This window comes from Halobacterium yunchengense (assembly GCF_037031165.1).
Classification (GTDB): Archaea; Halobacteriota; Halobacteria; order Halobacteriales; family Halobacteriaceae; genus Halobacterium; species Halobacterium yunchengense.
Genome location: NZ_JAYEZL010000006.1, coordinates 151722 through 176558 on the forward strand (window position 1 = coordinate 151722; position 24837 = coordinate 176558).

The 24837-nt window shown below is 68.2% G+C and carries 30 protein-coding genes and 2 tRNA genes; 12 read left to right on the forward strand and 20 right to left on the reverse strand.

Going from position 1 to position 24837, the window contains the following annotated elements:
* Positions 1 to 62: 62 nt before the first annotated feature.
* Both idsA3 and U5911_RS15055 read right to left on the reverse strand, forming a co-directional pair.
* Positions 63 to 1109: a geranylfarnesyl diphosphate synthase gene (gene idsA3, locus U5911_RS15050; protein ID WP_336037876.1), complete on the reverse strand. Its 1047-nt coding sequence runs from the start codon at positions 1107 to 1109 to the stop codon at positions 63 to 65.
* Positions 1110 to 2456, reverse strand: a complete 1347-nt coding sequence (locus U5911_RS15055; RefSeq protein ID WP_336037877.1) for a ribonuclease J — start codon at positions 2454 to 2456, stop codon at positions 1110 to 1112.
* A gap of 231 nt (positions 2457 to 2687) precedes the next feature.
* On the opposite strand from U5911_RS15055, the gene U5911_RS15060 reads away from it, so the two are divergent.
* Positions 2688 to 2873, forward strand: a complete 186-nt coding sequence (locus U5911_RS15060) for an HVO_2922 family protein (RefSeq protein ID WP_418771548.1) — start codon at positions 2688 to 2690, stop codon at positions 2871 to 2873.
* Positions 2874 to 2917: 44 nt separating this feature from the next.
* On the opposite strand, the gene U5911_RS15065 is transcribed toward U5911_RS15060, so the two are convergent.
* Positions 2918 to 3655, reverse strand: a complete 738-nt coding sequence (locus U5911_RS15065) for an isopentenyl phosphate kinase (protein ID WP_336037878.1) — start codon at positions 3653 to 3655, stop codon at positions 2918 to 2920.
* Entirely contained in the window at positions 3652 to 4638 is a 987-nt protein-coding gene (gene mvk, locus U5911_RS15070; protein WP_336037879.1) for a mevalonate kinase, read from the reverse strand. Before mvk ends, U5911_RS15065 begins: the two co-directional genes overlap by 4 nt.
* 110 nt (positions 4639 to 4748) lie before the next feature.
* On the opposite strand from mvk, the gene U5911_RS15075 reads away from it, so the two are divergent.
* The 4 genes from U5911_RS15075 to U5911_RS15090 all read left to right on the forward strand — a co-directional run bounded on the left by U5911_RS15075 (position 4749) and on the right by U5911_RS15090 (position 6953).
* The gene (locus tag U5911_RS15075; RefSeq protein WP_336037880.1) at positions 4749 to 5024 is read left to right on the forward strand and encodes a winged helix-turn-helix domain-containing protein; all 276 of its coding nucleotides are present in this window, start codon (positions 4749 to 4751) and stop codon (positions 5022 to 5024) included.
* 50 nt (positions 5025 to 5074) lie between these two features.
* Positions 5075 to 5377: a DUF8036 family membrane protein gene (locus U5911_RS15080; protein ID WP_336037881.1), complete on the forward strand. Its 303-nt coding sequence runs from the start codon at positions 5075 to 5077 to the stop codon at positions 5375 to 5377.
* Between the two features lie 107 nt (positions 5378 to 5484).
* Positions 5485 to 6069, forward strand: a complete 585-nt coding sequence (locus tag U5911_RS15085) for a COG4315 family predicted lipoprotein (protein ID WP_336037882.1) — start codon at positions 5485 to 5487, stop codon at positions 6067 to 6069.
* A gap of 68 nt (positions 6070 to 6137) precedes the next feature.
* A complete protein-coding gene (locus tag U5911_RS15090; protein ID WP_336037883.1) occupies positions 6138 to 6953 on the forward strand; it encodes a VOC family protein in 816 nt (271 codons plus the stop codon).
* Positions 6954 to 7051: 98 nt separating this feature from the next.
* On the opposite strand, the gene rpsB is transcribed toward U5911_RS15090, so the two are convergent.
* The 14 genes from rpsB to moaA form a co-directional block, all read right to left on the reverse strand.
* Positions 7052 to 7810, reverse strand: coding sequence for a 30S ribosomal protein S2 (gene rpsB, locus U5911_RS15095; RefSeq protein ID WP_336037884.1), 759 nt, complete (start codon positions 7808 to 7810; stop codon positions 7052 to 7054).
* On the reverse strand, positions 7807 to 9000 hold the full coding sequence (eno, locus tag U5911_RS15100) for a phosphopyruvate hydratase (protein ID WP_336037885.1): 1194 nt from the start codon (positions 8998 to 9000) through the stop codon (positions 7807 to 7809). Before eno ends, rpsB begins: the two co-directional genes overlap by 4 nt.
* 3 nt (positions 9001 to 9003) lie before the next feature.
* The gene (locus U5911_RS15105; RefSeq protein WP_336037886.1) at positions 9004 to 9183 is read right to left on the reverse strand and encodes a DNA-directed RNA polymerase subunit K; all 180 of its coding nucleotides are present in this window, start codon (positions 9181 to 9183) and stop codon (positions 9004 to 9006) included.
* Complete coding sequence (locus U5911_RS15110; protein WP_336037887.1) at positions 9180 to 9380, reverse strand: DNA-directed RNA polymerase subunit N; 201 nt, start codon at positions 9378 to 9380, stop codon at positions 9180 to 9182. The genes U5911_RS15105 and U5911_RS15110 overlap by 4 nt, the downstream gene beginning before the upstream one ends.
* A 12-nt stretch (positions 9381 to 9392) precedes the next feature.
* Positions 9393 to 9791: a 30S ribosomal protein S9 gene (locus U5911_RS15115; protein WP_336037888.1), complete on the reverse strand. Its 399-nt coding sequence runs from the start codon at positions 9789 to 9791 to the stop codon at positions 9393 to 9395.
* Positions 9785 to 10222 (reverse strand): 50S ribosomal protein L13, encoded by a 438-nt coding sequence (locus tag U5911_RS15120; RefSeq protein ID WP_336037889.1) that lies wholly within the window; start codon positions 10220 to 10222, stop codon positions 9785 to 9787. Before U5911_RS15120 ends, U5911_RS15115 begins: the two co-directional genes overlap by 7 nt.
* Positions 10219 to 10572: a 50S ribosomal protein L18e gene (locus U5911_RS15125; RefSeq protein WP_336037890.1), complete on the reverse strand. Its 354-nt coding sequence runs from the start codon at positions 10570 to 10572 to the stop codon at positions 10219 to 10221. The genes U5911_RS15120 and U5911_RS15125 overlap by 4 nt, the downstream gene beginning before the upstream one ends.
* Positions 10573 to 10604: 32 nt before the next feature.
* Positions 10605 to 10689, reverse strand: a tRNA-Leu gene (locus U5911_RS15130).
* Positions 10690 to 10815: 126 nt separating this feature from the next.
* Positions 10816 to 11559, reverse strand: coding sequence for a DNA-directed RNA polymerase subunit D (locus tag U5911_RS15135; RefSeq protein ID WP_336037891.1), 744 nt, complete (start codon positions 11557 to 11559; stop codon positions 10816 to 10818).
* Positions 11560 to 11561: 2 nt separating this feature from the next.
* Positions 11562 to 11945 carry a 30S ribosomal protein S11 gene (locus U5911_RS15140; RefSeq protein ID WP_336037892.1) on the reverse strand — a complete coding sequence of 128 codons (384 nt, stop codon included), beginning with the start codon at positions 11943 to 11945 and terminating at the stop codon, positions 11562 to 11564.
* A 6-nt stretch (positions 11946 to 11951) separates the two neighbouring features.
* Positions 11952 to 12464, reverse strand: coding sequence for a 30S ribosomal protein S4 (locus U5911_RS15145; RefSeq protein WP_336037893.1), 513 nt, complete (start codon positions 12462 to 12464; stop codon positions 11952 to 11954).
* Complete coding sequence (locus tag U5911_RS15150) at positions 12464 to 12970, reverse strand: 30S ribosomal protein S13 (RefSeq protein ID WP_336037894.1); 507 nt, start codon at positions 12968 to 12970, stop codon at positions 12464 to 12466. Before U5911_RS15150 ends, U5911_RS15145 begins: the two co-directional genes overlap by 1 nt.
* 22 nt (positions 12971 to 12992) lie before the next feature.
* Positions 12993 to 13075, reverse strand: a tRNA-Ser gene (locus U5911_RS15155).
* Positions 13076 to 13300: 225 nt separating this feature from the next.
* Entirely contained in the window at positions 13301 to 14287 is a 987-nt protein-coding gene (moaA, locus tag U5911_RS15160; RefSeq protein WP_336037895.1) for a GTP 3',8-cyclase MoaA, read from the reverse strand.
* A gap of 140 nt (positions 14288 to 14427) precedes the next feature.
* On the opposite strand from moaA, the gene U5911_RS15165 reads away from it, so the two are divergent.
* The gene (locus U5911_RS15165; protein ID WP_336037896.1) at positions 14428 to 15471 is read left to right on the forward strand and encodes an Mrp/NBP35 family ATP-binding protein; all 1044 of its coding nucleotides are present in this window, start codon (positions 14428 to 14430) and stop codon (positions 15469 to 15471) included.
* Positions 15472 to 15504: 33 nt separating this feature from the next.
* Positions 15505 to 15720, forward strand: coding sequence for a DUF7976 family protein (locus U5911_RS15170; protein WP_336037897.1), 216 nt, complete (start codon positions 15505 to 15507; stop codon positions 15718 to 15720).
* Between the two features lie 21 nt (positions 15721 to 15741).
* On the opposite strand, the gene U5911_RS15175 is transcribed toward U5911_RS15170, so the two are convergent.
* Positions 15742 to 16683: a hypothetical protein gene (locus tag U5911_RS15175; protein ID WP_336037898.1), complete on the reverse strand. Its 942-nt coding sequence runs from the start codon at positions 16681 to 16683 to the stop codon at positions 15742 to 15744.
* On the reverse strand, positions 16673 to 19957 hold the full coding sequence (locus U5911_RS15180; protein ID WP_336037899.1) for a PKD domain-containing protein: 3285 nt from the start codon (positions 19955 to 19957) through the stop codon (positions 16673 to 16675). The genes U5911_RS15175 and U5911_RS15180 overlap by 11 nt, the downstream gene beginning before the upstream one ends.
* A 221-nt stretch (positions 19958 to 20178) precedes the next feature.
* Between U5911_RS15180 and U5911_RS15185 the strand changes: the two genes are divergently transcribed.
* The 5 genes from U5911_RS15185 (at position 20179) to U5911_RS15205 (ending at position 24823) form a co-directional block, all read left to right on the forward strand.
* A complete protein-coding gene (locus tag U5911_RS15185) occupies positions 20179 to 22062 on the forward strand; it encodes a 2-oxoacid:acceptor oxidoreductase subunit alpha (RefSeq protein ID WP_336037900.1) in 1884 nt (627 codons plus the stop codon).
* Positions 22063 to 22065: 3 nt separating this feature from the next.
* Complete coding sequence (locus U5911_RS15190; protein WP_336037901.1) at positions 22066 to 23004, forward strand: thiamine pyrophosphate-dependent enzyme; 939 nt, start codon at positions 22066 to 22068, stop codon at positions 23002 to 23004.
* Between the two features lie 215 nt (positions 23005 to 23219).
* Positions 23220 to 23648 (forward strand): HTH-type transcriptional regulator LrpA1, encoded by a 429-nt coding sequence (gene lrpA1 / locus U5911_RS15195; RefSeq protein ID WP_336037902.1) that lies wholly within the window; start codon positions 23220 to 23222, stop codon positions 23646 to 23648.
* Between the two features lie 112 nt (positions 23649 to 23760).
* Positions 23761 to 24237 (forward strand): SRPBCC family protein, encoded by a 477-nt coding sequence (locus U5911_RS15200; RefSeq protein WP_336037903.1) that lies wholly within the window; start codon positions 23761 to 23763, stop codon positions 24235 to 24237.
* Positions 24238 to 24268: 31 nt separating this feature from the next.
* Positions 24269 to 24823, forward strand: a complete 555-nt coding sequence (locus U5911_RS15205; RefSeq protein ID WP_336037904.1) for an NAD(P)/FAD-dependent oxidoreductase — start codon at positions 24269 to 24271, stop codon at positions 24821 to 24823.
* The last annotated feature ends 14 nt before the right edge of the window (positions 24824 to 24837 follow it).

Sequence of the window (24837 nt, forward strand, 5' to 3'; positions counted from 1 at the left end):
TTCGCCGCGCGTTTCGCCGCTCGCCTCCGGCGAGCGGTCTTTTTTAGCGCAAAAAAGGTGCGTTAGTGGCCGCGCTCGACGAGGTAGTCGGCGACCTGCTCGAGGCGCCTGCGGGCGTCGTTCTCGGGCAGGACGTCGAGGTGGCCTTTCGCCTCCGCGACGAGGTCGTCCGCGAGGTCGCGGGCGTACTCGATGCTGCCGACCGCCTCGAGTTCGCCGACGGCGCGCTCGATCTCGCGCTCGGTGACCTCCTCGGGGTCGTCCGTCTCGAGGAGATTCGCGACGTCGACGCCCTGGTCGCTGGCGTGCAGGGTCACGACCGTCTTCTTGTTCTCGACGAGGTCGCTGCCGCGCTGCTTCCCCAGCTGGTCGCTGGGCACGGTCAGGTCGAGGACGTCGTCGTGGATCTGGAACGCCTGGCCGGCCTTCAGGCCGTACTGCCGGAGCGCCTCGACGGTGTCGTCGTCGGCGCCCAGGAGGATGGCGGGCAGCGACGCCGCGGCCGCGTACAGTACCGCCGTCTTCAATTCCACCATCTCCATGTACTCCTCGGGCACCACGTCGGTCCGCGTCTCGAACTCCACGTCGAGGGCCTGCCCCTCGCAGATGTGCGTGCACGTCTCCGCGAGCGTCCGCATCGCGCCCATGCCGCGGCCGGCCGGCGCCTCCGTCTCCAGCATGATCTCGAACGCCTTCGAGTACAGCGTGTCGCCCGCGAGAATCGCGGTCTCCGTGTCGTACTCGCGGTGGACCGCGGGCACGCCCCGCCGGAGGTCGTCGTCGTCCATGATGTCGTCGTGGATGAGCGTGAACGACTGGATGACCTCGATGGAGACGGCGGCCGCCATCACGTCCACCGTCGACCCCGTCAGGTCGGGGAACGAACGGTAGTCGGCCTCGTCGGCGTCGACGTCGGACAGCGCCTCCGCGACCAGCAACAGCATCGCGGGCCGCAGGCGCTTCCCGCCGGCCTCGAGGAGGTACCGCGACGCCTCGTAGAGCCGCTCCGGGCGCTTCGGCGGGAGTTCCTCGTCGATGGCGTCGTTGACCTGTTCGCGGCGCTCGCGGACCGCGGCGAGCACCGCCTGTTCGCGGGCGTTCTTCGACATTTACTCGACGAGCGTGATGGTGTTGCCGTTCTGGGTGACGTGCAGGTCTCGGCCCACCGTGTACCCCTGGTTGCGCGCGAGCTTCGTGTACGGCGCGAAGCCCTCCATGTTCTGGTGGGCGGGGATGACGTGCTGGGGCTGGAGGGCGTCCAGCATCTGGTAGTGGCCCTCCTCGCGGAGGTGGCCGGAGACGTGGATGTCGTCGTAGATGCGCGCGCCCTGCATCCGCAGGAGCTGCTCGCTCTGGTAGCGCTGGCCCTCGTTGGTCGGCTCCGGGATGACCCGCGCCGAGAAGATGACCTTGTCGCCGTCCTCGATGTCGTAGGGGGTCTCGCCGCGACCCATGCGGGTGAGCATCGCGCGCGGCTCGCCCTGGTGGCCGGTGACGATGGGGAGGAAGTTCTCCTTGCCCTCGTTCATCACGCGCTTGAACGCGCGGTCGACGGACTTCCGGTGGCCGAACATCCCGAGGTCGTCCGGGAAGTTCACGCGGCCCATGCGCTCGGCCGTCCCGGAGTACTGCTCCATCGACCGGCCGAGGAGGATGGGCTCGCGGCCGATGTCCTTCGCGAACTCCACGAGCGAGGAGACCCGGGAGACGTGACTGGAGAACGTCGTCGCGACGATGCCGCCGTCGTAGTCCTCGACGCTCCGCACGACGTCCTTGAGGTGGCGTCGCGCCACGCTCTCGGAGGGCGTGCGGCCCTTCCGGCCGGCGTTCGTGCAGTCCTCGATGTAACAGAGGACGCCCTCGTCCTCGCGGCCGAGCTCGCGGAACCGCTTCATGTCGATGGGGTCCTCGAGGACGGGGTCGTTGTCGATGCGCTTGTCGAGGCCGTAGACGATGGCGCCCTCGGGCGTGTGCAGGACGGGGTTGATGGCGTCGATGATGGAGTGGGTGACGTGGACGAACTCGAGCTCGCAGCGGTCGCCGATCTGCATCGTCTCGCCGGCCTCCATCTCGACGAGGTCGTTGTCAACGCCGAACTTCTGCTCGCCCTCGATCTGGCCTTTCACGAGCTCGAGAGTGAACGGGCTCGCGACGATGGGCGCGTTGTACCGGTGGGCGAGCTTCGACAGCGCGCCGATGTGGTCGAGGTGGCCGTGCGTCGGCACGATGGCCTTCACGTCGCCCTCGAGGTCGGACATGACGCGGTCGTCCGGGATCGCGCCCATGTCGATGAGGTCGAGGCTGTGCATCTTCTCGGTCTCGACGTTGTCGTGGATCAGGACCTGCGAGAGGTTGAGGCCCATGTCGAAGATCACGATGTCGTCGCCCGCGCGGACGGCAGTCATCTGCCGTCCGACTTCCTCGTAGCCGCCGATTGTGGCAATTTCGATTTCCATGGTTGTGAGCACTGAAACCCGCTGTGGGGAGTCGTGTCTGAAACAGCCGCGGGCTGGCGGCGGCGGACAGCGGCGTCTTGCAGCCGTCAGCCGCCGCCGCGTCCTCGCCCGCGACGCTGCTCTTGGACGGGCTACGTCCCGCGGTGTTAAAAACAACGGGGATTGGCTCGCGGCGGCGTCCCGCCGCCATCACCCCCTAACTTCTTGTCCTCGGCCGTCGGAGACTGTCACATGTCGAACGCGACCTTCGATCTGTACGTCGACAACGCCGAGGACTACCGCTGGCGGCTCGTCCACGACAACGGCAACATCATCGCGGACTCCGGCGAGGGGTACGCGTCCAAGCAGAAGGCCAGGCAGGGCATCGAGAGCGTGAAGGACAACGCGCCGGGCGCCGACGTCGTCGAGGCGGAGTAGGCCGCGTCGCGCCGTCGCTCCTCACTGGGGCGCGTGTCGCGACTTCAGCCCTCGATGCGGGTGCCGGCGTGGTCGCCGGCGAGGAACGGCTCGAGGTCCGCGGGGCCGAACACGTACGCCGGCGCGCCGAGGTCGAGCAGCGACCGGACCTTCGCCGCCATGCCGCCCGTGACGTCCGTGGCGTCGCTGTCGCCGAGCGCCGCCGCGACGTCGCCGTAGTCTGTGATCTCGCCGACCACGCTCCCGGACTCGTCGAGGACGCCCGGCACCGTCGAGCAGAGGCCGACGCGGTCGGCGTCCAGTTCGGCGGCGACGTGCGTGACGACCTCGTCGCCGCTGAGGATGCTCGCGCCCTCGCCGACGTGCGTGATCGGGTCGCCGTGCAGCACGGGCACGAACCCCTCGCCGAGCATCGCGTCGACGTGCCCGGTCGGGAAGCGGAGGTCGCCCTCGGCGGTCCGGTGGCTCGCCGAGTACGGGTGGACTGGGACCGCCGGGACGCCGGCGTCCGCGAGCGCGCCGACGACCGCGCGGTTCAGTCGCTCCATCGTGTCCGCGACGGCGCGGACCGCCCCGGCGTCCCGCGACCCCGTCGTACTCGACATGCCGTGGTCGGCGGCGTGCGGGTGGCCGAAACTCCCCGCGCCGTGCACGACCACGAGGTCCTCGACCGCCGCGTCACCGAGGGCCGCGGCGAGGGCGGCGAGCGCGTCCTCGTCGACGGTCTCGAAGCTGTCCTTCTCGGTGACGACGCTCCCGCCGAGCTTGACGACGACGGTCACTCCGCGCGCACCCCCTCCGTCGCCAGCGCCGCGCGGAACGACTCCTCGCAGTCCGGCGACAGCGACAGCGCCGTCTCGACGCCGGCGTCCTCGGCCAGCGCGACGATGCAGCCGCCGCCGCCCGCGCCCGTGAGCTTCGCGCCGAGCGCGCCGCCGTCGCGGGCCGCCCACACGAGGCTGTCCAGGGACCGCGAGGACACGCCGAGCGCCGACAGCAGGCCGTGGTTGAAGTCCATCAGCCGCCCCAGGGTGTCGAGGTCGCCCGCCGCGAGCGCGTCCTCGCCCCGCCGCACGAGGTCGCCGATGGCCTCGACGGTGTCCGCGGCGAAGTCGAACTCCTCGCGGAGCGCGCGCACGCCCGCGACCAGTTCGCCGGTGTCGTGGCTCGCGCCGTCGTACCCCACGACGAACGGCAGGTCCGGCGCGTCGACGGTCGCGCAGTCGTCGCCCTCCACGCGGACCGCGCCGCCCATCGCCGAGCAGAACGTGTCCGCGCGCGACGCCTGGCCGTCCTGGACCTCGTACTCGACGCGGTACGCGCGGTCGGCGACGTCGACGGGGTCGAGGGCGGCGCCGAGCTCGCGCGTCGCCGCGTCGATGCCCGCGACCGCGACCGCCGCGCTCGACCCGAGGCCGGCGCCCAGCGGGATCGCGCTCTCGATCTCGACGTCGAAGCCGGCGTCCGGCCGGCCGGCGGCGTCCCGCGCTTGCGCGAGCGCCTCCTCGACGTACCCCATCGCCGCCTCGATGAGCGGCGTCGGCACGTCGACGTCCGGCTGGCCGTCCCCGTTCGCGGCGTACTCGACGGTGAACCCGTCCAGCGAGAGGTCCGACGCCGACACCCGGACGCGGTCGTCGCCGCGCTCCGTGACGGTGACACTGGCGCGCCGCTCGATGGCGCACGGCACCGCGGGCTCGCCGTAGACGACGGCGTGCTCGCCGAAGAGGTACACCTTCCCCGGCGCACTCGATGTGGTGGTCATACCAGCGCGTGTGCGCCACGCCGTTACAGAAGTTCCGACTTCCCGCAGCGCGGACGGCCGCTCTCGGCCGGACCCGGGGTTTATTCGCGCACCCGTGCAACTGGCCCGTGATGGAGCGGGTCCTCTGGTACCTGCTGGCGGGCGCCCGCGGCGGCCCGAACCGGTGTCGCATCCTGCGCGCGCTCCGCGAGCGGCCGCGGAACGCCAACCGGCTCGCCGAGGACCTCGACCTTGACTACACGACCGTCCGTCACCACCTCGACCTCCTCGTCGAACACGACCTCGTCGAGGACGCCGGCGACGGCTACGGCACCGTCTACCTGCTCGCCGACCGCGTCGACGAGGACTGGGCGACCGTCGAGGACGTCATCGAACGGGTGAACTGAATGCTCGGGCACAAGGTTAACGACCGGCGACTCCAAGGGGCCACCAGCCGATGACGCTCTGGTTCGACGTCCTGCGCGCCGGGACCGCGCTGAACCTCGCGCTCGCGGCGTCGCTGAGCGTCGTCTGGCTCCGGAACTACCGGCGCTACCGGAGCGCGTACCTCCTGGGGTTCCTCGCGTTCGGCGGGTTCCTCCTCGCGCAGAACGCGTACGCGCTGTACCTCTTCGCGCTCGACCCGGCGACGAGCGGCTGGTTCGCGGAGATCCCGCCGCGGTACACGTTCGCGCTCGCGGTCCTGGCGGTCTGCGAGCTCGCCGCGCTGCTCGCGCTCACCTGGGTCACGCGACAGTAGCCGCCGCCAGCCTCCCGCCGCTGGAGCGCTTCCGGAGAGAGTTCGGAGAGAGTCGGGTCGGAGTTCGGAAAACCCCTTTCCTCGAGTGGTACGAATTCACACACGGGATGCACCGGAGACGCTACCTCGCCGCGCTGTCCGCCGGCGCGGCCGCGGCCCTCGCCGGCTGCACGTCCGGAGACGGCGGCGGTGCGGCCACGACCGAGGAACCGACGACTGCCCCGCCGACCGCGACGCCAGCGGCGACCACCACGGCAGCCGAGACCACCGCGGAGGGCGGCGACGCGACCGTCCTGGCGCGCTCGGTCGGCGAGTTCGGCGACGTGCTCGTCGACGCCGACGGGTTCGCCCTCTACCTGTTCGACCCCGACGAGCGGGGCGAGTCGACGTGCTACGACGACTGCGCGTCGAACTGGCCGCCCCTCACCGTCGACGCCGACCCCACTGCCGGGTCCGGCGTCACCGCCGACCTCGGCACCGCGGAGCGCGACGACGGCAGCCTGCAGGTGACCGCCAGCGACTGGCCGCTGTACTACTTCGCCGGCGACGAAGCGCCCGGCGACGCGAACGGCCAGGGGCTCAACGACGTCTGGTGGCTGGTCGGTCCCGACGGCTCCCGCGTCACCGGAGCAGCCTCCGAGGCCACGACCACCGCCGAACCCACCACCACGAGCGACGACAGCACGTACTGACGGCCGCTCGCGCCCCTCGACCCGACGTCCGCGGAGAACTTATCAGGCGCCGTAGCCAAGCGCGGGGCATGCGACCCGTCATCGACCACGTGCCGTTCGCGGCGTCCAGCCTGGACGCCATCGTCGAACGCTTCGAGTCCGCCGGCTTCGACCCGACGTACGGCGGCGAACACCCCGACGCAGGCACCGAGATGGCGGCGCTGGTCCTGCCGGACGGCTCCTACCTCGAACTCGTCGCGCCCACCCGCGACGACCCCGCGTGGTGGGGCGAGTTCTTCGCGTTCGCCGACCCCCTCGGCGGGCCCAGCGACTGGTGTGTCGAGACCGGGAGCGCGCACGCCGAGTGCCAGCGCGTCATCGACCACGACGTCGAAGTCCACGGCCCGTCCTACGGCAGCCGCGAACGCCCCGACGGCACGCTCGTCGAGTGGGACAACGCCTTCCTCGGCCCGCCGGACGAACACCTCCTGCCGTTCGTCGTCAGCGACCGCACCCCGAGGGAGTTCCGCGTGCCCGACAGCGACCTCTACGGCTCGCCCGTCTCGGGCATCGCGTGGGTGGTGCTCGCCACCGACGACCTCGACGCCACCGTCGACCGGTTCCGCAGCCTCTACCGGTTCCCGACCCCGGAGTACGACTACGACGAGGCGTTCGGCGACCTCGCGCGGTTCCCCGGCCAGGACGTCGTCGTCTGCGAGCCCGCCCAGGGGTGGGTCGCCGACCGCGTCGACGAGTTCGGTCCCTGTCCCGCGACCGTCGTCCTCTCCGGGGACCTCGACGACGCCCGCCACCAGCACCCGCTGTCGGACGGCCGGGAGTGGTTCGGGCGGCGCGTCCGGTTCGTCGACGGCCTCGACGGCTACCTCGGCCTCGTCGACCGCTGACCCGGGACGCCGACCGCGAGTTTCTGCCCCGTCCGCCCGGCGCCGCCGCTGGTCGTCGGCGGCGTCGAAAGGAACCAGCGTCGAATCGCGAAGCGCGCCTACAGGCCGTCCTCGAAGTCCTCGAGGGCGTACGTCGGCTCGGCGCCGCGGCGGTCCAGGGTCTCGTTGGCCAGCAGCCAGTACACCACGGACAGCGCGCGCCGCCCCTTGTTGTTCGTCGGGACGACGAGGTCGACGTTGCTCGTCTGGTTGTTCGAGTCGCACATCGCGATCACGGGGATGCCGACCGTGATCGCCTCCTTGACGGCCTGCGCGTCGCCGATCGGGTCCGTGACCACGACGACGTCCGGCTCGATGTAGCCGTCGTACTGGGGGTTCGTCAGCGTCCCCGGGATGAACCGGCCCGTCCGGGCGCGCGCGCCGACCGCGTCCGCGAACTTCTCCGCGGGGAAGCGGCCGTACTGGCGGCTTGAGGTCACCAGGATCTGCTCGGGGTCGTAGTTCGCGAGGAAGTCCGCGGCCGTGCGGATGCGCTCGTCCGTCTTCGAGACGTCGAGGACGTACAGGCCGTCGGTGCGGACGCGGTGGATGAACCGGTCCATGTCCTTGGTCTTCTGCTGGGTGCCGATGTGGACGCCGGCGCCCAGGTAGTCCTCGACCGGAATCAGGAGGTCGGCCTCGTCGGCGGACATCACGTCCGCCGTCGAGGTCGCCTCCGATTCCGGCTCGGGGTCCTCTGCGGGCTGTTCGTCGGTCGGGACCTCGCTCTCGGCGGCCTCCGCGGCGGCAGCGTCGGGCTGCTCGCCCTCGGGGGCGTCCTCGAGTTCGGCCTCTGTGTCGGATTCGTTGTCGCTCATGCTTCGTCCGCGATGCGGATGAGTTCGTTCAGTTTTGCGGTTCGCTCGCCGCCGACCGTCCCCGTCTTCACGAAGGGGGCGTCGGTCGCCACGGCGAGGTGTGCGATGGTCGCGTCCTCGGTCTCGCCGCTGCGGTGGGAGACCACCGCGTCGTAGCCGTGCCGGGTCGCCAGCTCGATGGCGTCGAACGCGTCCGAGAGCGTCCCGATCTGGTTGGGCTTCACGAGGATGCTGTTCGCCGCGCCCGCCGCGATGCCGTCGCGGAGCCGCTCGACGTTCGTCACGAAGAGGTCGTCACCGCAGACCAGCGTCGCGTCGCCGACGCGGTCGGTGAGGGCGGCGAACCCCTCGTAGTCGTCCTCGTCGAGGGGGTCCTCGACGTACGCGAGGTCGTACTCGTCGACCAGGCCGGCGACGTACTCGATCTGCTCGTCGGTCGAGCGCGTCTCCCCGCCGTACACGTACTCGCCGTCCTCGAAGCACTCCGCGGCCGCCATGTCGAGTCCGAACTCGACGTCGAACCCGAACTCGTCGGCGACGTCGCCGACGGCCTCGTCGACGACCTCGAACGCCTCGGCGTCGGTGATCGCGGGCGCCCACGCGCCCTCGTCGCCCTTCGCGGCGGCCTCGCCGCGCTCCGCGAGGAGTTCGCCGACGCGCTCGTGGACGGCCGCGTTCGCGAACACGGCCTGCCGGACGCTCGGCGCGCCCACGGGCGCCGCCAGGAACTCCTGGATGGCGGTGGCGTCCGCGGCGTGCGCGCCGCCGCCGACGACGTTCCCCAGCGGCACCGGGAAGTTCCGGCCGCGGAACGACCCGCCGAGGTGCTGGTAGAGCGGCACACCGAGCACGTCCGCGGCGGCCTTCGCGGCCGCCATGCTCGTCGCGACGGCGCTGTTCGCGCCGACCTCCGAGAAGTTCTCCGTGCCGTCGGCGGCGCGGAGCGCGCGGTCGACGCCGCGCTGGTCGCCCGCGAACGCGCCCTCGAGGCGCGGCGCGACGTGCTCGCGGGCCGCCGCGATCGCCTCCTCGACGGGGAGCTCGACGGCCTCGTACTCGCCCGTGCTCGCGCCCGACGGCGCGGCGGCGCGGCCGAACCCGCCGTCCTCGGTCACGACCTCGGCCTCCACGGTCTTCTCGCCGCGCGAGTCGAGGATCGGTCGGTAGCGGACGGACTCGATGCGCGTCATCCCTCAGTCGCCCCTCCGGACGGTGAACGGGAGCGCGTCCGCGTCGTACTCCTCGGCCGCGATGAGGATGGGCTCCGTCTGGTCGGTGTCGACCAGGACGGGCGCGCCGTAGGACACCTGCAGCGCTCGCGCCCCGATGATGCGGGCCTTCTCGTACCGGTTGAAGTGCTGTGACTCGCTCATTGGTAGGGGGAGACGACGTCCACCAGGTCCTGGTGGGAGACGAGCATCCGCCGACAGCAGTGCCGGTCGACGCCGAGGTCGTCCAGCACGTCCGCGGGGTCCTCGTCGCCGTCGTGGGTCTCCGCGCGCGCCTTGAACTCCTCCCAGTACTCGCCGACGACGTTACCGCACGTGAAACACCGGACTGGTACCATCATGGCTTGGACACCTCAGCGGTAGGACTTCTGGTAGCGGGCGCGAGCGCCGGGGCCGCCCCACTTCTTGGACTCGGACTGGCGGACGTCGTTGACCAGCAGGCTGCGGTCGAACTCGCGGTACGTGTCCTGGAGTTCGGCGTCGCCGTAGTGCTCGACGAGCCCGCGCGCGATGGCGGTGCGGACGGCGTCCGCCTGCCCGGCGAAGCCGCCGCCGGAGACGTCGACGTCGACGTCGACGCCGTCGCGGAGGTCATCGCCGGCGATGCGGAACGGCTCCAGCATCTTCAGGCGCGCCATCTCCGGTTCGACGAGCTCCACCGGCGTGGAGTTGATTCGCACGCGACCCTCGCCGTCGCTGACGGTCGCCCGCGCGACGGCGGTCTTCTTCTTTCCTGACGTGTTGGTTACCATGTGACGTTAGCCCCCAGTTCTTCGGAGACTTCGCCGAGGGTGACGAAGCGGATGGTCGAGAGCCGGTCGAGGGACGTCTCCTCGAGCACCTCGCCGTCCTCGTCCAGCGGGTTCCCCACGTAGACGCGGACGTTCTCGAACGCCTCGCGGCCGTCGCGCTGCTTGTACGGCAGCATGCCGCGGACGGCGCGCTTGAAGATGCCGTCGGGGCGCTTCGGGTAGTACGGGCCGCTGTCGGAGCCGAGCTCCGCGCGCTTGCGGTACGTCCCGAAGACGTCCTCCTTCGTGCCGGTGACGACCGCCTGCTCGGCGTTCACGACGGCGACCGACTCGCCGTCGAGGGCGCGCTCGGCGACGTTGCTCGCGACGCGACCCAGGATGCAGTCCCGGGCGTCGACGACGACGTCGGCGTCGAACTCCGCGAGACTCATCGGATCACCCGCACGTCGCTGCCCTCGGGGTTCTGTTCGACTGCCTGTGCCAGGTGGACGGTCTCGCCGTCGGCGTGCTCGATCTTCGTCTCCGCGCTGCCGGAGAAGTCCACGGCAGCGACGGTGACGGGCTTCCGCAGCGCGCCGGACCCCAGCACCTTGCCGGGGACGACGACGGTCTCGTCCTCGTTCGCGTATCGTTCGATGCGACTCAGGTTCACCTCGGCGTGCGTGCGGCGCGGCTTCTCCAGCCGCTCCGCGACGTCGCGCCAGACGTCCGCGCCCGAGTTCCGGGCGGCGGACTTCAGTTCGGCGATGAGACTGCTGAGTCTCGGACTTGTCTTACTCATACTCGTGCTCCTGAAAGTGCTGAGAAGTCGAGTGCAGGGAGCAGGATTTGAACCTGCGAACCCCTACGGGACAGCGCCCTGAACGCTGCGCCTTTGGCCTAACTTGGCTACCCCTGCACGGCCGGAACCCGGCCTCACTCCTCGTTTGCCGCCGGCCCTTCTTACCCATTTCGATTGCCGGTCCCGTGGCTCCCGGGGCAGGAGCGGACGCCGGAGCGGACTGAAGGGTGGCGGCGGACATTGTTACAGTTGGACTGCCTGTTCGAGTTCGTCCGCGCGGTCGACCAGGGAGTCGACGGCGCGGAGCACCAGCTCGGTGACGGGCATCGAGCCGTCGGATTCCACGTGGAAGACGAACGCGCCCTGGACGTCCTCGACCTCGACCTCCTTGCCCGGGTACCGGTTCGTGAGGTCGTTGTCGAACTCCTCGGTCGGCACGAGGTCACCGTCCTCCTCGACGACGCCGCGGAGGATCTCGGGTTCCTCCTCGGCGTACTCGGGCGCGTCGCCGACGACGTTCACGCGCTGGAGGTGCCGGTAGCCGACCGCGACCCCGCCCTGGTGTTTGGCGTGGTCGCGGCCGTAGCCGAGCTCGGCGTCGGCCTCCAGCTCGAGGCGCTGGTCGTCTTTCAGCTCGATGATGGGGATGTTCGTGTCTGCGGCCTCGACCTCGGGGTCCTGGCAGACCAGGTCGCCCGAGTACGCCGTCCCCGGGCCCTCGACGTCGAGCGCGAGCGTGACCGCGTCGCCCTCCGCGAAGTCCTCCGGCGTCGTCAGCGGGACGAGCCCGAGGCGCAACGCGAGCTGTTCGTCGAACATCACGCTGGAGTTCTCCACGAAGCGCACGCTGTCGATGGACAGCGTCGGCACGTCGGCGAGGATCGCGCGACGGACGCCGTTCGCGAACGCCGGCGTGATGTTGCGGACGACGAACCGGGCTTCCCGGTCGCCTCTGTCGACGAATTCGACGTCGAAGTCCGTGCTCATGCTTAGTACCCGCTGTTCTTCGGCGGTCGCGTCCCGTCGTGCGGAATCGGGGTGACGTCCTCGATGCGACCGATCTCGAGGCCGGCGCGAGCGAGCGCGCGGATGGCCGCCTGCGCGCCCGGACCCGGGCTGCGCTGGAGGTTGCCACCCGGGCCGCGCACGCGGACGTGCACCTTCTCGATGCCCTGCTCCAGGACGTCCTCTGCGAGCTGTTCGGCCATCTGCATCGCGGCGTACGGCGACGCCTCGTCGCGGTTCTGCTTCACCACGCTCCCGCCACTGGACTTCGCGAGCGTCTCGGCGCCCGTCTCGTCGGTGACGGTCATGATGGTGTTGTTGAACGAGGCGTGGATGTGCGCGATGCCCCATTTGGTGTCGTCAGCCATTGTTGGTCACTCCTGTGCACCGGCGCGAGCCGGGTGCAGTTCGTCCGTGAGGTCGCTTCGTTCGTCGAACGCGAGCGCGTCCTCCTCGTCGACGGTCACCTTGTACGACGGCTCCGTGACGCGGCTGCCGTCGACGGTGACGTGGCCGTGCGTGATGAACTGCCGGGCCTGCTTGGCCGTGTTCGCGAGTCCCTCGCGGTAGGCCACCGTCTGCAGGCGGCGCTCGAGGACGTCCGTCACGTCCAGGGACAGCACGTCGTCGAGGCCCTCCTGTTCGGAGAGCACGCCGATGCGCTGCAGGCGGGAGACGAACTCGTCGCCGCTGACGGCCTCCGTGCGACCGAGCAGCCGGCGCGCCTCGCGGCGGTAGTCGCGCAGTTCGGACTGCGCGCGCCACAGCTCCTCCTTGTTCTTCAGGCCGTACCGGGAGATCAGGTCGCTCTCCTCGGCGATGCGTTCGCCCTGGTAGGGGTGGTTCGGCGTCTCGTAGAACTTGGTGTTCTCACCGGGGAGCGCCATTACTCTTCACCACCCGCTTCTTCCTCTGCCTGTTCTTCCTTGATCGCCTCGACGTTGACGCCGATGGTGCCCTCCGTGCGACCGGTGGACTTCGTGCGCTGACCGCGGACCTTCTGTCCGCGCTCGTGCCGGATGCCCTTGTACGAGCGGATCATCTGCATCCGGTTGATGTCCTGGTCGCGCGTCAGGCTGACGTCGTTGCCGGTGACGTGCTGGGTCTCGCCGGAGTAGAAGTCCTTCCGGCGGTTCGCCAGCCAGTCCGGCGCGCTGTCGGCGAACTCGCCGACAGCCGTCTTGACGCTCTCGATGGCGTCGTCGTCGAGGCGGCCCATCGTCGCGGTGCGGTCGACGCCCGCTTGCTCCGCGACGACTCGCGCGACTCGGCGGCCGACGCCGTCGAGCTCCGCGAGGGCACGCTCGACGGTCTTCGTGCCGTCGAGGTCTGTCTGACCGATGCGGACGAAGTATCGAATGTCCTCGTCCGCGTCTCCTTCTTCCGAACTCATGTTTTGGTGTGTTGTGGAGAGGCGTCGTGGCGGGGATTTGAACCCCGGAGGCTTACGCCACAGAGTTAGCAACCCTGCGCCTTGACCAGGCTAGGCTACCACGACCCGCTTCCGTGTGTATCTTCGCCCTCTCGGACTCGGGGCCTGGGCCCCTACAGTGACTGCGTTCGAGAGAAATCGGGGACTACACTTAAACATCACGAAAGGCGGCGGTCTGCGGCGCTCCCGCCCCGGAACGCTCCGGCGCCCGCCCGGCGGCCAACGAGCCCCACTTACGGGGTCGACGAGCCCCCCGTTCACTGCGGCGACGAACGCCCTCACTCACTGCGTTCACTCCGGCTGTTCGCCGCCGTCCGCGTACACCTCGATGTACTCGTCGTTGACCTCCCAGCCGCCGTCACCGTCCTCGACCATGTACTCGCCGTAGTACGGCACGCGGTTCTCGACGGTCTCCCGGAACGCCTCGCGGATCTCGGGCTTCGTCATCTCGCCCATCGACCGCAGGTCGTCGTTGCGGTTCAAACAGCCCTTCAGGTAGCCCTCGTGGGTCACGCGCACCCGGTGGCAGTTCGCGCAGAACTCCTCGTTCCCCACGGGATCGACGATCTCGACCATCCCGCCGTCGACCCAGTACCGGCGCCGGTCGTGCATCTCGCGGTGCTCGACGCGGTCCGCGCGCTCCGCGAGCCAGTCGTGGACGTCCTCGATGTCGACCGCCCACTCGGGGTGGCCCGCGATCTCCGGCATGTACTCGATGAGCTGGAGCTGGAGGCTGTCGTGCTCGGCGACGTGGTCGACCATCTCCGGGACGTAGCCGGCCGTCTTCCGGAACACCACCATGTTCAGTTTCACCGGGTCCAGGCCGGCGTCCACCGCCGCCCGGACGCCATCCAGCACCTGCTCGTACGCGCCGCTCTGGGTCAGCCGCTTGAAGTCCTCGGGGTCGAGGGCGTCCTGGGAGACGTTCACGCGTTCGAGCCCCGCGTCCACGAGCCCCTCGGCGCGCCCGGGGAGGAACGTCCCGTTCGTCGTCATCGACACCTCCATCGAGTCCGGTGTGCGCCGGACGATCTCCTCGAGGTCGTCCCGCAGCATCGGCTCCCCGCCGGTGAGTTTCACCTTCCCGACGTCGAACTCCTCGGCGACCTCCAGGAAGCGGACGACGTCGTCCGCGCTCATCTCGTGGTCTCGCGGGTCCATCGGCCCGCGCGTGTCCCCCAGCCCCTCGTTGTGGCAGTAGACGCAGTCGAAGTTACAGCGGTCTGTGAGAGACACCCGGACGCCAGAGACCTCGCGTCCGAACGAGTCCGAGAGCATGCAAGAGGTTCGCACGTGAAGGTGCATAAACTCGTGGGTGGAAACCCCCGTTTCGTAACCGCGAGTGGTTACACTCCCGCCGGTGGGGCCACGAGTGTTCGTCACAATCCTTATCGGCGCACCGGCCCCTACTCGGCGCCATGAACGAAGACGACGTCCGGGACCTCCTGCGGGACGTGGAGGACCCGGGTCTCGGCGACGACATCGTCTCCCTCGGCCTCGTCAACGACCTCGACGTCGACGGCGACACCGTCACTGTCTCGCTCGCGCTCGGCGCACCCTACTCGCCCACCGAGACGGACATCGCCGGGCGCGTCCGCGAGGTCCTCACCGACGCCGGCCTCGAACCCGACCTCACCGCCGCCATTCCCGACCGAACCGGCGGCGACGTCCTCCCCGGCGTGAAGAACGTCGTCGCCGTCGCCTCCGGCAAGGGCGGCGTCGGCAAGTCCACCGTCGCCGTCAACCTCGCCGCCGGCCTCGCCGACCGCGGCGCCCGCGTCGGACTCTTCGACGCCGACATCTACGGCCCGAACGTCCCCCGCATGGTCGACGCCGACGACCACCCCAAGGCCACCGAGAGCGAGACCATCGTCCCCCCGGAACGCCACGGCATGAAACTCATGAGCATGGCGTTCATGGTCGGCGAGGACGACCCCGTCATCTGGCGCGGCCCCATGGTCCACAAGGTCCTCACCCAGCTCGTCGAGGACGTCGAGTGGGGCCACCTCGACTACCTCGTCGTCGACCTCCCGCCGGGCACCGGCGACACCCAGCTCACCCTCCTCCAGACCGTCCCGCTCACCGGCGCCGTCGTGGTCACCACGCCCCAGGAGGTCGCCGTCGACGACGCCCGCAAGGGCCTCCGCATGTTCGGCCGCCACGACACGACCGTCCTCGGCGTCGCCGAGAACATGAGCACGTTCGTCTGCCCGGACTGCGGCGGCGACCACGACATCTTCGGCAGCGGCGGCGGCCGGCAGTTCGCCGACGACAACGAACTCCCGTTCCTCGGCTCCATCCCCCTCGACCCGAGCGTCCGCGAGGGCGGCGACGACGGCAAGCCGGTCGTCCTCGACGACGACAACCAGACCGGCCAGGCGTTCCGCGAGTTCGTCGCCGAGACAGCGGACATGGTCGGCCTCGTCCACCGCCGCGACGCCAGCCGACCCGCCAAACACTAACTACGCGGTCGGTGTACCACCCACACAGCACCCATGTCAGAGTTCGACGACAGCGAGAAGCGCGACGCCCTCCGCGAGGTCGCTGACGACCTCCGCGGAGAGGGCAGCGAGGAGGCCGAACGCGTCGCCGCAATCGTCCACCGCGTCAGCGACATCTACGACGACGGCGAGGACACCGACGCCCAGCACGTCTACCTCAACATGCGGAACATCTTGCGGATCTCCGAACAGGGCGGCATCGAACGTTAGCGGAAGGTCCGGAACCCGGCGTCACCGGAACTTCCGCCTGCGCCGCCACGCGACTGCCGCGACGAGCAACACGACGACGCCAGCCGCGCCGATTTTCTGAGTGCGCTCGGAGTAGTAGTCCTCGTCGACCACGCCCGATCGCGCGTGCCTCGCCGACTCGTTCTGGTAGGGCGCCTCGGAATCCGTGCCCGGCATGTGTTCGAACTCCTTCTGCCAGGACTCGGTGTCCGCACCGGGCTCGGACATGAACTCCACCTGCCCGTACTTCGTGTCAGGGTCGCCCCAGTCGTCGAAGATGCGGACTTTGCCAGCGACGACAGCGTCCGATCCCTCCTCCAGCGGGAGCGTGAACACCTTCGTCTCGTTCGGCTGCGGTGCGCCCGTCGTGTAGACGCGTTTCGTGCCGAACGTCTTCGCTTGGACGTACATCCCGTACCCGCGCTCTGTGGGATTCCTGACGGCGACTCGAAGCGCTGACGACCCGTTGTCCTCGTACCGCGCGACTTCCACGTCTTCGATGTACGGCGACAGGGAATTACGGGCCGTCGAATCGATCTCCCGGGTGAAGTTGTACGTGTACGACGTGCCCCAAGCACCCATCTCGACCGTGTGGTTCTTTTCTAGGGAATCTAGATGGTTGGAGATGTTCACCTTGTAATGATTCGACTCGTTGGGGGCTACTTCTGATACTTCTGGTGTTGCAGATATATTGTCCACGCCGATATGAAATATACCGGAGTGTTTCTTTTCACCCTCATTACTTACCTCCACACAGACTTTGTTCGATTCCCTAGAATATTCAAATATGTATTCAATGTGGATTGACTCACCCATCTCATGAACAACGGTCTCACTGACTGCACTACCACATGGCTGCTGAGTATTTATTGCACCCACCGTCACAACCGATGAACTCATCACTAATATGACCAAAGCTAAAAGGATTCCCCTATCAACGCTCATGTTTCCTCTTTAATTCCTTTACTAATTGGTCTTTAATCTTCTCTCTGGTAACTTGGCTTTGTTCGATTATTTCTATTTTTGTCTGTTGCTCTTTAGTCCTTTTAGAAGCAACTTGCTTGCCGCTGTTCGGAGTATAGTGCTGGATTACGGTGGCTTCCGCAGTACCGATGGTTTCGAGAACCTCCCAGTCGGGCTCTGTGTAGCCTCTCGTGGTAACTTCCGTCCCGTCCTGTTTCTTGAGGATCCACTCTCGAGTCGGTCTCGTTTCGGCGATGCGCGTGTCGTCGGCGTTCGCTTCTAGTTCGGCCAGCGACTGCCTGGCCACGGTCTTTTCCGTCTGCCACTCGTACTCTGCGGGCTGGACGAGCGTCCGGTGCGCTGCGAAGTAGACTCTCGTCGTCTCCTCGTGTCGTTCTTCGACCTCGAATTCGTACTGGCGCTCGTATTCCGGTTCCTCGAGCGTGATGGTCCGTTCGCGTCCGGTGCGTTCGTGCGACCACCCTCGTGGACGCGTGGCCCAGTAGGTCTCGGTCACCGTTCTGGTCTCCTGCACTCGCCGAGTTCGCGTCACAGTGTGGTACTCCGTTTCGGTAGTCGTCGTCTGGTAATTGTAACAGCCGAACGCAGTGCAGCGCTCCCTGGTCACGGTCTCTGTCTCGGTCGTTGTATATGTGTCCTGGTAGGTCTCGGTCGTCCAGTAGGTCTCCGTCGTCTCGTGACGGTACTCGTGCTCGGTCTGGTACCGACCGTGCTCGACGAGTTTCCGCCGTGTGTTCCCCGTGAACGTTCCATCGCCGCTCTGGTCGGATCTCCACTCGCGTTCCGTCGTCGTCCAGCTTCGCGTCTCCAGTTGCGAACCGGCGTCCTCCCACTCGGGGTTGTCCTCGAGGTACATCCCGCGCCGACCGCGCTGCTGGAACTCCATCCGGTCGACGTCGTACTCCGCATCCTCTACTTTCACACGCTCCTCGAGAACGTACTCCTGTCCGCTGTTGGTCGTCAGCGCGACCTCGTACCCGTCCCCGAGTAGCTCGTCTCGGTACGTTTCGTCGACCGTCGCGCGTTTCTGGTAGGTCGGACGTTCGACGCGGTACCGAACGGAGGTATCTATCTCGTCAATTTCGGCGTCAGTCGGCACGAATACGGTCGGCTCCTCGAGAGGCAGCGAGTCGGCGATCACGGGTTTCTCCGTCGGCGCGGAAGCGACCTCAAGCGGCTCAGACGAATCCAGGAACTCGCGTGCCGGAATCTCGACTGTCCAGCGGTACTGGCGGGAGCGCGGTTCCCCCTCCGGGATTCCGTTCTGTGGGCCGGGGTCGCGGAACAGCTCTCTGTCGACCACTCGGCCGCTATCGGAATCGAGAGCGAAGGACGCCGAATCCTCGTACTCGGGCTTGGAGTACCGGAACACGTCCGACCAGACGACGACTTCGACGGTCTCGTTGGGGTAGAACGGCCCCTCGTCGACTACCGAAGCGTTCCTCAGTTCGGGGGCGAACCAATGCAGTAAGTCTCTCGTGCTACTCGACAGTCCAGCCCCGTCTGTGACTACCAGCTCTGCGACGTCCAGCGAGTCCAGTTTCGCTATCGGACCCTCCGCGTGTCCACTACTAACGCCGTACCAATCGTATTCGAGACTCCGGCCATCGGGGTCGAACGATCCGCTGGCGTTCAATGCCATACCGCTTATTGTATCAGCATCAGCTGATTGTGGGGAAATTATCGAAATACGGATTTCCGGCGGTGACGGGGTTACTTGAATTGATGCTCTTGAGACGCCTCGGTCAAGCTCCCATCTCGTTGACGAAATTCGGGAATTCCCAACGATTGATCCTATATTTTCTCTATAAGCTTTCTTTTGAATGACCAACTTTCCATCCGAAGTGGCGGTTCGGTTGACTTCAGAATTCCAGCCTTGAGTTTCTACACTTATCTCTGAATCTACTAACTCCGGTTCGACACCGTTCAGATCGACGACCACCCGGTACGTCGCCACGTACCGAGATTCGTCGATGCGTGGGTGGTACTGGTCGAGGGGGCCGTCCTGGACGAATCCGGCCGAGACGACTTCCGGGGGCCCCGGGACCTCGACACTCCGGGTGACCGTGTCCGTCTGTCCGCGGCTGTCGCGAGCGGTCACCGTGACCTCGTGTCGGCCGGGGTCGAGCGTCCGGAGGTGTGCTACAGCGCCGAGGCTATCACCGGTCGCTCCAGTTCGCAGTCCGTCCTCGGTGACGGTCTCGACCGTATCCCCGTCGACTTCGATAGTAATCGACTGGAGGTTCCCGAAGTCGTCGGTGGCGTGGACGTCGACGGGGACGATCGAGGCGTTCTCGACGGACACGGTTTCCAGTACCGGCGCTGGGTCGGCGACGACGGTCCTGGTGCCGTCCGAGAACGTCGCGGCGGCGTCGGCAGTCGTCGCGTAGAGTTCGTGGACGCCCGCGGGGAACGTCTGCACGGTCTGCTGGCCGCTGTCGACGCGGTCCCCGTCGCGTATCCACGTGCCGGACGTCCCCGAAGTGAGTTCGTACGTGCCAGTGAGCGCGTCGTCGCTGGTGAGCACGCGAGGGCCGTCGACGTCCGGCACGCTACTCGCGGGGGAGTCCGTCGTGTCGTCCATGGGATTGTCAGGGTTCGTAACGTCGATGGCCCGCGTGTCGGCGGCCCGCTGGCCGTCCTCGTCGATCGCCAGGACGGTGACGTCGTGAGCCCCGTCTGTGGGGAAGTGGAGGTCGCGGTCGGTGGTGGCCGCGCCGCCCGAGAGGTACTCAGTGGCGACGCGTTCGCCGTCCTGTTTCCAGACGAGCCGGTCCAGCGGCGCTGCACCTGCGTCAGTGTCCGCGGTGAACGCGGCGGCGTCGGCCGTCGTCGTCGCCGTGGGGCCCGACAGCGACACGGACGGTGGGTCGCCGGGTTCGACCGTGACGTAGAGCGCATCGGTCGCGGTAGCACCGTCGTCGTCGGTCACTTCGAGCGTGGCGCGGTACGTGCCGGTGGCTTCGGCCTGGAACTTCGTGCGTTCGCAGGTCGGGCAGGCGGGCGTGGTCGCGTTGGTCGCGTCGCCGTCGACGCCGGCGATCGACCACTCGTAGCGTTCGATGGTCCCGTCGGGGTCGCGCGAGCCAGCGGCGTCGAGGTAGACGGTGCTGCCGCGCGTGACCGTCTGGTCGAGGCCGGCGTCGGGCAGCGGCGGGTCGTTCGCGGCGGCGATACCAGGGGTCGTCGCCGCCCCGAACACGAGGAGGGCGGCGAACAGCCACTCAACATTCACACTACAGGTAGTTGAATCCGCTAACCCGTATATAAAATTTCATCGCGATAATACAGAATGATAATTGCGGGCCTCGCCTCCGCTCCGCCGGCGCGAACGCAGGAGCGCGGTCGGCGTGGGGGAGTCCTTAATCATCTTTCCGTGATAATGGATGGCAAACGATTTAGTGGCGAACGCACCAACCTCCAGTAACGGTCCGAGCACGGGCCAGAGGTTACACTATGACTGATGACGAACTCATCTGGCGAGTGGCAGGGGGTTCCGGCGACGGAATCGACTCCACGAGCCAGAACTTCGCGAAGGCGTTGATGCGTTCGGGACTCGACGTCTTCACGCACCGTCACTACCCGTCCCGCATCCGCGGCGGCCACACGTACGTCGAGATCCGCGCGCGGGACGGCGAAGTAACGTCGCGCGGCGACGGCTACAACTTCCTGCTCGCGCTCGGCGACTCGTTCGCGCGGAACCCGAGCGAGCACGCCGTCTACGGCGACGAGGAAGTGAAGCCGCTGACCGAGAACCTCGAGGACCTCCGCGAGGGCGGCATCATCGTCTACGACGAGGGGCTGCTCGACGAGGAGGACGTCGACGGCCTCGAGGAGCGGGCCGAGGAGAACGACTGGCACGTCTACCCGCTGGACCTCCGCGGCCTCGCGAAAGAACACGGCCGCGAGGTCATGCGGAACACCGCGGGCGTCGGGGCGACGGCGGCGCTGATCGACATGGACCTCGACCACGTCGAGGACCTGATGTCCGAGGCGATGAGCGGCGACGTCCTCGAGCAGAACCTCGAGGTCCTGCACGACGCCTACGAGCAGGTCCAGGACCTCGAGCACACGCACGACCTGACGGTCCCGGAGGGCGAACACGACGAGGAGCAGGTGCTCGTCTCGGGGAGCCACGGCATCGCGTACGGCGCCATCGACGCCGGCTGTCGGTTCATCTCCGGGTACCCGATGACGCCGTGGACCGACGTGTTCACCATCATGAGTCAGGCGCTGCCTGACATGGGCGGCATCGCCGAGCAGGTCGAAGACGAGATCGCGGCGGCGGCGCTCGCGGTGGGCGCGAGCCACGCCGGCGTGAAGGCGATGTCGGGCTCCTCCGGCGGCGGGTTCGCGCTCATGTCCGAGCCGCTCGGACTCGCGGAGATGACCGAGACGCCGCTCGTGCTGCTGGAGGCGATGCGGGCCGGCCCCTCGACGGGGATGCCGACGAAGCCCGAGCAGGCCGACCTCGAGCACATCCTGTACACGAGCCAGGGCGACAGCCACCGCGTGGCGTTCGGTCCCAGCGACCCGAAGGAGTGCTACGAGCAGACGCGAACCGCCTTCGAACTCGCCTACGAGTACCAGATCCCCTCGATCGTCGTCTACGACCAGAAGCTCTCCGGCGAGTACCGGAACGTCGACGCCTCGTTCTTCGACCGCGAGCCGAACCCGAGCCTCGGGAGCACGCTCACGGAGGACGAGATCGAGGACGCCGCCCACGACGTGACCGGGAAGTTCGAGCGCTTCCAACACGACGTCGAGGACGGCGTGAGTCCGCGCACGATCCCCGGCCAGAAGGGCGGCCGGTTCCTCGCGACGGGCAACGAGCACTGGCCGACCGGCCACATCGCCGAGGACCCGGACAACCGCGTCGCGCAGGTCGAGCGGCGCCTCCAGAAGCTCGACGCGGTCCGCGAGGACCTCGACGAGCGCGACCAGCAGGTCGTGTACGGCGACGAGGACGCGGACTTCGGCCTCGTCGTCTGGGGCAGCCAGCAGGGCACCGTCGCGGAGGCCGTCGAGCGGCTGAACGACGACGGGAACAGCGTGAAGGCGCTGGGCGTCAGCGACCTCTCGCCGTTCCCCGCCGAGCGCGTCCGCGAGTTCGTCGACAGCGTCGACGAGGCCATCGTCGTGGAGATGTCTTCGACCAAGCAGTTCCGCGGGCTCATCCAGAAGGAGGTCGGGGACTTCGGCGGGAAGCTCTCGAGCCTCCTGAAGTACAACGGCAACCCCTTCGAGCCCGCGGAGATCGTCGAGGCCGTCGAGCTCGAGCAGGACGGCGGCGGCGAACCGACCGCACAGACGACCCTCGAACCCGCAGCAGGTGACTAATCCATGAGCAAAGCGTTCAGCGCGATCGGAGAGGAACGGGACGTCGAGCGAGACGAGTTCACGCCCGGCATCGAGCCGCAGCCGACGTGGTGTCCGGGCTGCGGCGACTTCGGCGTCCTGAAGGCGCTGAAGGGCGCGATGGCGGAACTCGGCAAGGACCCCGAGGAGGTCCTGCTGTGCACGGGCATCGGCTGCTCGGGGAAGCTCAACAGCTACTTCGAGAGCTACGGCTTCCACACGATCCACGGCCGGTCGCTGCCGGTCGCTCGCGCGGCGAAGCTCGCGAACCACGACCTGGAAGTGGTGGCCGCCGGCGGCGACGGCGACGGCTACGGCATCGGCGGGAACCACTTCATGCACACCGCCCGCGAGAACCACGACATGACGTACATCGTGTTCAACAACGAGGTCTTCGGCCTGACGAAGGGCCAGACGTCGCCGACGTCGCCGAAGGGCCACAAGTCGAAGACCCAGCCCCACGGGAACGCGAAGGACCCGGTGCGGCCGCTGTCGATGAGCCTGTCGGCGGGCGCGTCGTTCGTCGCGCGCACCGCGGCGGTGAACCCGAACCAGGCCCAGGAGATCATCGTGGAGGCCGTCGAGCACGACGGCTTCGCGCACATCGACTTCCTGACGCAGTGTCCGACGTGGAACAAGGACGCCAAGCAGTACGTCCCCTACGTCGACGTCCAGGAGTCCGACGACTACGACTTCGACGTCACCGACCGCCGCGAGGCGTCGGAGATGATGCACGAGACGGAGAACGCCCTCTACGAGGGCACCGTCTTGACGGGCCGGTACTACAAGGACAGCGAGCGGAACTCCTACCAGCAGGAGAAACAGCAGCGCGGCGACATGCCCGAGGAGCCGCTGGCGGAGCGGTACTTCGACGACGACTACGAGTGGGAGCGCTCGTACGACCTCGTCGACCGCCACAAGTAGCACCGCCGCCGCCACCGGCAGCCGACTGTCGCTGACTGGACGGTCGCCACCGGCAGCCGACTGTCGCTGACTGGACGGTCGCCACCGGCAGCCGACTGTCGCTGACTGGACGGTCGCCACCGGCAGCCGATTGCCGCCGGGCGGTCGTTGTGCGTTCGTCCCGCGCGACTTACTGATTCGGAAGATATTTTTTCACAGCCACCAAAACGACGGGTGTGAGTACCGAATCGACGGAGGACCGCATCCTCGCCGCGCTCGAGGAGGACGCGCAGGCGTCGTACGCCGACATCGCCGCGCGCGCGGACGTCTCGAAGCCGACGGTCCGGAAGTACATCGACAGACTCGAGGAGGAGGGCGTCATCGTCGGCTACTCCGCGGACGTCGACCCGAAGAAGCTCTCCGGGCAGAGCATCGCGCTCGTCGGCATCGACGTCGCCTCGGAGCGCTACGTCGAGGCGACCCGCGACCTCAAGGAGATGGACGCTGTCCGCGCGCTGTACACGTCCAGCGGCGACCACATGCTGATGGCGGAGGTCCGCGCGGCGGACGGCGACGCGCTCGGGGAGGTCATCAGCGACGACATCATGGGCATCGACGGCGTGACGGCCGCCCACCCGTCGTTCCTCCAGGAGCGACTGAAGTAGCGGTCACCGCCGCTCGGGCGCGTGCCGGTCGCGGCACCGACCGGAGCGGGTCGTGGCACGTGGTAGCACTGTCGCCGCCGGAATTTTGCGCCCGCGCGCCCAACGAGTAGGTATGGCGACGTTCGAGCGGGAGGTCCGGGTCCGCGCGCCGCTCGCGGACGTCTGGGCGTTCCACTCCACCATCGACGGCCTGCGGTCGCTGACGCCGGACTGGCTGCACCTCCGCGTCGAGGAGATCGAGCGCCCGGCGGCCGAACCGGAGACGCACGTGCTGACCGCGGGGACGCGCATCCGCGCGTCAGTGCAGCCGTTCGGCGTCGGGCCGCGGCAGCGCTGGGTGTCCCGCATCACGGCCCGCGAGGAGGGCGAGGCCACCGCGTACTTCGTGGACGTGATGGAGGACGGGCCGTTCCCGCACTGGGAACACACGCACCTCTTCTACGGCGACGGCGACGGGACGCTGGTCAGGGACCGCGTGGAGTACCGCGCGCCCGCTGGCGGCGTGCTCGACGGCGTCGCCGGCGCGTTCCTCGAGCCCGGGTTCCGGTACCGCCACCGGAGAACCCGTGAGATCCTCGAGGACGCGTAGCTTTATCGGACGCGCGGCCGAACTGTCACCCATGACGGACGTCATCGTCGTCGGCGGCGGCCCCGCCGGCCTGAGCGCCGCGCTGTTCACGGCGAAGAACGGCCTCGAAACCACCGTCTTCGACACGGACGAGACGTGGATGCACAAGGCCCACCTGTTCAACTACCTCGGCATCGACTCGCGGGACGGCTCGGCGTTCGTCGAGGACGCCCGCGAGCAAGTCGACGAGTTCGGCGTCGACCGCCGCCAGGGCGAGGCGGTCACGGGCGTCGCCTCGAGCGGCGACGGCTTCACCGTGACCACCGAGGACGACGAGTACGAGGCCGCGTACCTCGTGCTGGCGACTGGCGCGGACCGCGACCTCGCGGACGACCTCGGCGCGGCGTTCGACGGCGACGTCGTGGACGTCGACGTGGACATGGAGACCAGCGTCGCTGACGCGTACGCGACCGGCGCGATGGTGCGCGACCAGGAGTGGCAGGCGGTCATCTCGGCGGGCGACGGCGCGGCCGCCGCACTCGACGTCCTCTCGAAGGAGGAGGGCGAGCACTTCCACGACTTCGACACGCCCGCCGACGCGGAGTAACAGCTCTCTCGCGC

What these genes read in the sequence shown, in the direction of transcription:
- U5911_RS15055 (WP_336037877.1), bottom strand. Translation starts at nt 2,456, where the DNA reads ATGGAAATCGAAATTGCCACAATCGGCGGCTACGAGGAAGTCGGACGG.
- U5911_RS15125 (WP_336037890.1), bottom strand. Translation starts at nt 10,572, where the DNA reads ATGAGTAAGACAAGTCCGAGACTCAGCAGTCTCATCGCCGAACTGAAG.
- mvk (WP_336037879.1), bottom strand. Translation starts at nt 4,638, where the DNA reads ATGACCACCACATCGAGTGCGCCGGGGAAGGTGTACCTCTTCGGCGAG.
- rpsB (WP_336037884.1), bottom strand. Translation starts at nt 7,810, where the DNA reads ATGAGCGACAACGAATCCGACACAGAGGCCGAACTCGAGGACGCCCCC.
- U5911_RS15105 (WP_336037886.1), bottom strand. Translation starts at nt 9,183, where the DNA reads ATGAGCGAGTCACAGCACTTCAACCGGTACGAGAAGGCCCGCATCATC.
- moaA (WP_336037895.1), bottom strand. Translation starts at nt 14,287, where the DNA reads ATGCTCTCGGACTCGTTCGGACGCGAGGTCTCTGGCGTCCGGGTGTCT.
- U5911_RS15200 (WP_336037903.1), top strand. Translation starts at nt 23,761, where the DNA reads ATGGCGACGTTCGAGCGGGAGGTCCGGGTCCGCGCGCCGCTCGCGGAC.
- U5911_RS15115 (WP_336037888.1), bottom strand. Translation starts at nt 9,791, where the DNA reads ATGGTAACCAACACGTCAGGAAAGAAGAAGACCGCCGTCGCGCGGGCG.
- U5911_RS15165 (WP_336037896.1), top strand. Translation starts at nt 14,428, where the DNA reads ATGAACGAAGACGACGTCCGGGACCTCCTGCGGGACGTGGAGGACCCG.
- U5911_RS15175 (WP_336037898.1), bottom strand. Translation starts at nt 16,683, where the DNA reads ATGAGCGTTGATAGGGGAATCCTTTTAGCTTTGGTCATATTAGTGATG.
- U5911_RS15135 (WP_336037891.1), bottom strand. Translation starts at nt 11,559, where the DNA reads ATGAGCACGGACTTCGACGTCGAATTCGTCGACAGAGGCGACCGGGAA.
- idsA3 (WP_336037876.1), bottom strand. Translation starts at nt 1,109, where the DNA reads ATGTCGAAGAACGCCCGCGAACAGGCGGTGCTCGCCGCGGTCCGCGAG.
- U5911_RS15205 (WP_336037904.1), top strand. Translation starts at nt 24,269, where the DNA reads ATGACGGACGTCATCGTCGTCGGCGGCGGCCCCGCCGGCCTGAGCGCC.
- U5911_RS15170 (WP_336037897.1), top strand. Translation starts at nt 15,505, where the DNA reads ATGTCAGAGTTCGACGACAGCGAGAAGCGCGACGCCCTCCGCGAGGTC.
- U5911_RS15090 (WP_336037883.1), top strand. Translation starts at nt 6,138, where the DNA reads ATGCGACCCGTCATCGACCACGTGCCGTTCGCGGCGTCCAGCCTGGAC.
- U5911_RS15110 (WP_336037887.1), bottom strand. Translation starts at nt 9,380, where the DNA reads ATGATGGTACCAGTCCGGTGTTTCACGTGCGGTAACGTCGTCGGCGAG.
- U5911_RS15185 (WP_336037900.1), top strand. Translation starts at nt 20,179, where the DNA reads ATGACTGATGACGAACTCATCTGGCGAGTGGCAGGGGGTTCCGGCGAC.
- U5911_RS15060 (WP_418771548.1), top strand. Translation starts at nt 2,688, where the DNA reads ATGTCGAACGCGACCTTCGATCTGTACGTCGACAACGCCGAGGACTAC.
- eno (WP_336037885.1), bottom strand. Translation starts at nt 9,000, where the DNA reads ATGACGCGCATCGAGTCCGTCCGCTACCGACCGATCCTCGACTCGCGC.
- U5911_RS15140 (WP_336037892.1), bottom strand. Translation starts at nt 11,945, where the DNA reads ATGGCTGACGACACCAAATGGGGCATCGCGCACATCCACGCCTCGTTC.
- U5911_RS15085 (WP_336037882.1), top strand. Translation starts at nt 5,485, where the DNA reads ATGCACCGGAGACGCTACCTCGCCGCGCTGTCCGCCGGCGCGGCCGCG.
- U5911_RS15120 (WP_336037889.1), bottom strand. Translation starts at nt 10,222, where the DNA reads ATGAGTCTCGCGGAGTTCGACGCCGACGTCGTCGTCGACGCCCGGGAC.
- U5911_RS15145 (WP_336037893.1), bottom strand. Translation starts at nt 12,464, where the DNA reads ATGGCGCTCCCCGGTGAGAACACCAAGTTCTACGAGACGCCGAACCAC.
- U5911_RS15150 (WP_336037894.1), bottom strand. Translation starts at nt 12,970, where the DNA reads ATGAGTTCGGAAGAAGGAGACGCGGACGAGGACATTCGATACTTCGTC.
- U5911_RS15080 (WP_336037881.1), top strand. Translation starts at nt 5,075, where the DNA reads ATGACGCTCTGGTTCGACGTCCTGCGCGCCGGGACCGCGCTGAACCTC.
- U5911_RS15190 (WP_336037901.1), top strand. Translation starts at nt 22,066, where the DNA reads ATGAGCAAAGCGTTCAGCGCGATCGGAGAGGAACGGGACGTCGAGCGA.
- U5911_RS15075 (WP_336037880.1), top strand. Translation starts at nt 4,749, where the DNA reads ATGGAGCGGGTCCTCTGGTACCTGCTGGCGGGCGCCCGCGGCGGCCCG.